We start from the raw sequence: 5,065 nt of genomic DNA on the forward strand, positions 1-5,065 counted from the left end.
GGGTGTGGGGTTTTACCAGTTTTGAGGTGGCCAATTACCTAATTTTCAGGGAAAAAGTGCCTAAATTTCCCCCCGATCACTCCCAGATCCAGTACTGTTTGATTGACAAAAGGTCTAAAAGTCTTACCCAACAAGGTTTTTAGATTTATTCAGCCAGCCCTACTTAAGTGTTAAGTTTCCGATTCCTGAATACCGTCTCCTGATTCCTGACTCCTGACTTGAAAGAGGGTGTAGGGTGTAGGGTGTGGGGTGTGGGGGAATGGGGAAATGGGGAGACCACTTCGTGCGCGTTGCGGGGGGAAGTGGGGAAGTGGGGGAATTTCAACTAAAACCCTTAAACCCTAACACCCTAACACCCCAAAACCCCCAACACCTTTTTTGACTTTTGACTTTTTACTTTATATTTGTGGTTTACGACTTAGTAATTATTGGTGCCACTCCTACGGGGATAGAAGCGGCTTTGTTGGCTGTTCACCTCAAAAAAAGGGTGGCTTTAGTGCAACAGCCTTATAGCGGCAATTTAGAGGCATCTGAGGACATTTTTAGCAAGGGCTACAGCCAAATTATCCATCTCTATAAACTGCTGAATCATTGGCAAGAAACGGCCATTTATCCCCAATGGCAACAGTTGCGGCAATGGTTAGAGGAAGTAGATAAAACTATTAATAAACATCATTCTTTAGCGAGATTAGCCACGGAAGGAATAGATGTTATCCCGGGTGGGGGGGAATTTGTTCGGTTGCCCCATTTAGGATTTGTGGTTAATGGTCGGCAATTGTTGGCTAAACACTATCTTATCGCCACGGGTTTTTATCTGCAAGTCCCGAAAATTTTCGGCTTAGATAAAGTTAATTATTTTACCGCTCAAACCCTTTGGCAAGGGCCAAATTTAGACAAGTTGGGACAACATTTAGCGATTATTGGCAACAGCAGCATGGCTGTGAGTTTAGCGCAAATTCTCCGACGTTTGGGGAAAGAAATTAGCTTAATTATCGAGGATAATTATCTACTGCCGGATATTGATCGGGAAATCTCCCATTTAGTTACTGCCATTTTAGAAGCGGAAGGAATTAAGATTTTACCCGGCTATTGTCCTAGTCAAGTGAAAGCGATCGAGGGTCAAAAATGGTTACAATTAGGCAATCGTGTTATCGAAGTTGATGATCTCATTTTTGCCGGTAATTATCAAGTCAATGAACAGGGATTAAATTTGGCCGGGGTGGGAGTTAAACTAGAGGAGGGATTAATTAGGGTTAATCAGCAATTCCAAACCGATAATTCCCGCATTTATGCCCTAAATTTGCTCAGAAATAATTATCCCGATCCTACTTTAAATCACCGGGCTGCTTTTGGGTTAGTCAAGCATCTGCTCACGGGAGAAAAATTTAACTTTAATCCCGAGCAAATTCCCTCATTTATTGCTTTCGATCCTGCTATTGCTTGGGTGGGTTTAACTGGAAAAGCAGCTCAGGACAGCTATGGTGAGGAGGTAAAGATGATCAACTATCCAATTAAAAATATGGTCCCACAGCAAATCTGGGGGGAAACCACGGGATTTTGTCAATTAATCTACCGACAAGATGGTAAAATACTGGGAGCGCAAATAGTCGGTAATCAAGCAGCAGAAATGATTAGTATTATCAGTTTAGCTTTCCAAGAAAATTTAACCATACAATCCCTCAATAAAAATATTTATGCTTGGGGAAGTATGGGAGAGATTATCGGAGAAATGACGGAATTAATCCCCCCGAAAAAATCTTGGTTAACTTGGCTAAAACAATTATTCAGATAATTAGATTGAGAAGGAAGATTAAATGATGAAACCGAAATTTATTGTCTTTGAAGGTATTGACGGATCGGGAACAAGTACCCAAGCAAAACTCTTACAAGAATATTTTTTAAAGCGAGGGGAAAAAGCAGTTTTAAGTCCGGAACCTTCCGAGGGAGTCATCGGTCGTTTGATTCGAGAAATAATGCAAACTAATCTTATTTCTATCAAAGATCAAAATCAATTTGACCGACAAATGGCCTATTTATTTGCAGCTGATCGCCATGATCACTTATATAATGATCACGATGGCATTTTTAAACTTATTCACCAAGAACAAACCCACGTTATCACTACTCGTTATTATTTTTCTTCCCTGGCCTACAATTGCAATAATCCCGAAGAATTTGCTTTTGTGCGGCAGTTAAATCAACATTTTCCCAATCCAGATATAGTTATTTATATCGATGTTCTTCCCGATATTTCTCTAGCAAGAATTAAAAACAGAGCCATCACAGAAGTGTACGAAAAACAAGAAAAATTAATGAAAGTTCGTCAAATGTTTATCCAGATATTTAAAGAATATAAAGATAATTGTTTACAACTGGATGGTAGTGATACAATAGAAAACCTTCACCGAAATATTATTAATTATCTTGAACGATTAATTTAAATCCATGCTTAGTACAGAAACCACCCCTAAATTCACCTACCAACCCCACTATAAACCCAATCAATTAATCTGCGGTCACGGCCAAACAGCAATTATCACGGGATGGACAGTAAAACAGTCCCTTGCTAAACATTTAAATCCCGACCAATACGCGGTGATTGGTAATCTTTATAGTCCCACCAGAGGAATTAGTCCCCTGCTGAGAAACTTAATAGCAAATCCCCACGTTAGATACTTAGTTATTCTCAACGCAACTAAGGAAGATAAGAACTCCGGTAGCTGTCAATGTTTGCTAGATTTTTTTAGTCAAGGATTCCAGTTAGGAAAAAGTGACACAGGTAAAGAATGTTGGCTAATTAATTCTTCTACCACTGGATATATTGACAAAGAAATTGACCGAGAAATTCTCGAAAAATTGCGTCAATCGATTCAATATCAACCAGTTAAATCCATCCCAGAAGCGATTGAAACTGTCAAAAATTATGCAAAACAATCCCCCTTACCAACTTGGGGAAAACCATTAACCTTTCCTATCTCAGAAAATCTTCCTTCTTTGCTACCCGGGACAAGATACGGTCATCGCATTGAAGGAAAAACTATTGCTGAAACTTGGGTAAAAATTCTCCAAAAGATTAAAACCACCGGCACAATTAGACCGACAGGATATGATGGTAAATGGCAAGAATTAATTGACTTAATGGCCGTTGTCACCAATGAACCCCCAGACTTTTATTTTCCTGAACCTAATTATTTGCCTATAGATAGAGCTTTTCTCACCGAATATATCGGACAAATTCTCGATGATTCCCCTATACACCAAGGAGTTAAATACACCTACGGTCAAAGATTGCGCTCTTGGTTTGGCCGAGACCAAATTGCACAGGTTATTAATAAATTAATCTCAGAAATTGACGCAGCCAGTGCAGTTATGTCCCTCTGGGATGTGAAAGACCACGAAAAGGGAGGTAGTCCCTGTTTAAATCATATTTGGGTGCGAGTGGTGGAAAATGAATTATCTCTCACCGCAATATTTAGAAGTAATGATATGTTTGCCGCTTGGCCGGCAAATGCCATGGGATTGCGCGCTTTACAGCAACATATTTGCCAAGAAATCAATCAACGCTCCCAGTATAATTTAACCTTGGGTCCATTGATTACTATTAGTCAATCGGCCCATATATACGATGATACTTGGGAGAATGTCGAACGATTAATCGCCACCCAGTACGATAAAATTGTCAATCAGCGCGACTTTTTTGACCCTAGCGGTAACTTTTTGATTTCTGTGGAAAAAGAACAAATTCTCGTCCAACAAACTACCCCCGGCAGCGGGGAAGTTGTCGCTTGTTATCAAGGCAAAAATCCCCTCAAATTAATCCGCGAGCTTGCCGCTACCAATCCCGCAATTATTCCCGAACATATCGGTTATCTGGGAATCGAGTTACAAAAGGCATACAATTGTCTCAAAAATAATCAGCTTTATATTCAAGACCAGTAGATAGGTGGGAAGTTTCAGTGAACAGTGAACAATAAACAGTAAACAGTGAAAAGACAGTAGGAAACTTCTATTTAATACTACTCACTTAAAACTCAAATCTGATAACTGATAACTGATAACTGATAACTGATTACTGATAACTGATTACTGATAACTGATAACTGATAACTGATTACTGGTCCTTGTTTGCTGAACCAGCGCCGCGATATTTGAGAGATGAGGAGCGAATTGGGTTAGCCACCGTCGGATTATTGGTGATTTTAACCTCCGCACCGCGATATTTACCTCCTCGCTCCTTGACAGGAGCCTCGGTGACTGTTGGCTCGATATAGGTGGCGCCACGATACTTTTTCTCGCCGGCGGTTTCTGGAGTGGGGACGGGGAGATTCTTCTGCTCTTCTCGTCCTTGCCATAAAAAGGTGACGACAATCACAACTGTCAAGAGAATTAATAGCTGAATCTGCCAAGGAGCTAAAACCAGACTCAACACTAAACTAATTACCGTGGCGGCACTGGCCAGATAAGCGATCTCATCGCTGGACTGCTGCCAGAAATAGGCAGCCAAGGCAGCGGTGAATAGTGGGAACAAAAACAAATAGGACATTCTGGGTACACCTTGTCACGCTAGTGAACCAATCTCTCTATTATTACCCCCCTAGCTTCGATCGGCGAAAAATATTAACTTAGCTTATGTTACATATAAGTTTTATTTTGTCAATTCTTCTTTACAATTCGTAAAAATATTGTTACATTTATTTACATGAGCTAAAAGTTAAAGCAAAACAGCCAAGACACCAAGCCAGTTCAGATTGTTTCGGGGAGTATCAGACAAAATATGATTCCCTTAGTCCGAGACAACGGTGAAAAACTGGGCTGACTAGCTTAAAAAAGTTTTCGGGGTTTGGGTTTGCCCCATTGACAGATTTGCTTGAGTTCTCCTACATAACTTAGCGCTACCTCGGCTGGACACCGAGGTTTTTTATTTGGTTACAGCGTTTTCGACTAAGTAGGGTTTGCTGAATAAATCTAAAAACCTTGTTGGATAAGGCTTTTAGACTTTTTTTCCCTGAAAAAGTGCCTACCATTGGAGTGATTGGGGGGAAAATTTAGGGATTTTTTCCCTGAA

Annotated in this window: 5 protein-coding genes; 3 read left to right on the forward strand and 2 right to left on the reverse strand. The window is 40.3% G+C overall.

Annotation, left to right across the window (positions count from 1 at the left end):
- Window positions 1-163: 163 nt before the first annotated feature.
- Window positions 164-325: a hypothetical protein gene (locus PX482_RS22245; protein WP_196219814.1), complete on the reverse strand. Its 162-nt coding sequence runs from the start codon at window positions 323-325 to the stop codon at window positions 164-166.
- Between the two features lie 81 nt (window positions 326-406).
- Here PX482_RS22245 and PX482_RS22250 point away from each other — a divergent pair, with 81 nt between their 5' ends.
- From PX482_RS22250 to PX482_RS22260, 3 genes are read left to right on the forward strand one after another with little or no spacing between them, the layout of a single operon-like run.
- A complete protein-coding gene (locus PX482_RS22250; protein ID WP_288097462.1) occupies window positions 407-1,792 on the forward strand; it encodes a dihydrolipoyl dehydrogenase family protein in 1,386 nt (461 codons plus the stop codon).
- Window positions 1,793-1,817: 25 nt separating this feature from the next.
- Window positions 1,818-2,441 (forward strand): dTMP kinase, encoded by a 624-nt coding sequence (gene tmk / locus PX482_RS22255; RefSeq protein WP_288097466.1) that lies wholly within the window; start codon window positions 1,818-1,820, stop codon window positions 2,439-2,441.
- Window positions 2,442-2,445: 4 nt separating this feature from the next.
- Window positions 2,446-3,939: a thymidylate synthase gene (locus PX482_RS22260; protein ID WP_288097464.1), complete on the forward strand. Its 1,494-nt coding sequence runs from the start codon at window positions 2,446-2,448 to the stop codon at window positions 3,937-3,939.
- A gap of 172 nt (window positions 3,940-4,111) precedes the next feature.
- Here the strand turns inward: PX482_RS22260 and PX482_RS22265 are convergent, their stop codons facing one another.
- Complete coding sequence (locus PX482_RS22265) at window positions 4,112-4,543, reverse strand: DUF4278 domain-containing protein (RefSeq protein WP_002758794.1); 432 nt, start codon at window positions 4,541-4,543, stop codon at window positions 4,112-4,114.
- Window positions 4,544-5,065 lie beyond the last annotated feature (522 nt).

The organism is Microcystis sp. M53602_WE12, assembly GCF_030065455.1.
Taxonomy (GTDB): domain Bacteria; phylum Cyanobacteriota; class Cyanobacteriia; order Cyanobacteriales; family Microcystaceae; genus Microcystis; species Microcystis aeruginosa.

Bases quoted from the DNA above. Each gene is read 5' to 3' on its own strand.
- PX482_RS22265 (WP_002758794.1), bottom strand. From the start codon at position 4,543: ATGTCCTATTTGTTTTTGTTCCCACTATTCACCGCTGCCTTGGCTGCC.
- PX482_RS22260 (WP_288097464.1), top strand. From the start codon at position 2,446: ATGCTTAGTACAGAAACCACCCCTAAATTCACCTACCAACCCCACTAT.
- tmk (WP_288097466.1), top strand. From the start codon at position 1,818: ATGAAACCGAAATTTATTGTCTTTGAAGGTATTGACGGATCGGGAACA.